The sequence below is a fragment of the Paenibacillus sp. 598K genome (assembly GCF_003851045.1).
Classification (GTDB): Bacteria; Bacillota; Bacilli; order Paenibacillales; family Paenibacillaceae; genus Paenibacillus_D.
The window spans coordinates 1-1,154 of sequence record NZ_BFBX01000154.1; the positions used below are offsets into that span (position 1 = coordinate 1).

Consider the following 1,154-nt stretch of genomic DNA (forward strand, 5'->3'; position numbering starts at 1 on the left):
GCTCCACTATGCGCGCGCGGGCATCGTCACGCCGGAGATGGAGTATGCGGCGATCCGCGAGGGCATGACGCCCGAGTTCATACGAGACGAGATCGCCGCCGGACGCGCGATCCTGCCGGCCAACATTAACCATACGGAGCTCGAGCCGATGGTGATCGGACGAGCCTTCCATGTGAAGATCAACGCCAATATCGGCAACTCCGCCGTGCTTTCCTCGGTTGAGGACGAGGTCGAGAAGCTCACCTGGGCGACCCGCTGGGGAGCGGACACGATCATGGATCTGTCGACGGGCAAAAACATCCACACGACGCGGGAGTGGATCATCCGCAATGCGCCGGTGCCGGTCGGCACGGTGCCGATCTATCAGGCGCTGGAGAAGGTTGGCGGCGTAGCGGAGGATCTTACCTGGGAGATCTACCGCGATACGTTGATCGAGCAGGCGGAGCAGGGCGTCGATTATTTCACCATCCATGCCGGCGTGCTGCTGCGATATATCCCGCTGACCGCGCAGCGGCTGACGGGCATCGTCTCACGCGGCGGCTCGATTATGGCGTCCTGGTGTCTGGCGCATCATCAGGAGAACTTCCTGTACACTCACTTCGAAGAGATCTGCGAGATTATGAAAGCCTACGATGTATCCTTCTCCCTGGGCGATGGTCTGCGTCCGGGCTCGATCGCCGACGCCAACGACGCTGCCCAGTTCGCCGAGCTGGAGACGCTGGGCGAGCTAACGGACATCGCCTGGAAGCATGACGTGCAGGTGATGATCGAGGGGCCGGGCCATGTGCCGATGCATCAGATCAAGGAAAATATGGACCGCCAGCTCGAGGTGTGCAAGGAAGCGCCTTTCTACACGCTGGGTCCGCTGACGACGGATATCGCGCCGGGGTACGATCATATCACTTCGGCGATCGGGGCGGCGATGATCGGCTGGTTCGGCACGGCGATGCTGTGCTACGTGACGCCCAAGGAGCATCTCGGCCTGCCGGGCAAAGAGGATGTCAAGGAAGGCGTTATCACCTACAAAATCGCTGCTCATGCCGCCGATCTGGCAAAGGGCCACCCGCGGGCGAAGCTGCGCGACGATGCGCTCTCCAAGGCTCGCTTCGAGTTCCGCTGGCGCGATCAGTTCCATCTGGCGCTCGATCCGGAGC

1 pseudogene is annotated in these 1,154 nt (G+C 62.0%); it reads left to right on the forward strand.

Going from position 1 to position 1,154, the window contains the following annotated elements:
- Positions 1-1,154, forward strand: a pseudogene (gene thiC, locus PA598K_RS32110) (phosphomethylpyrimidine synthase ThiC); the annotation flags it as partial.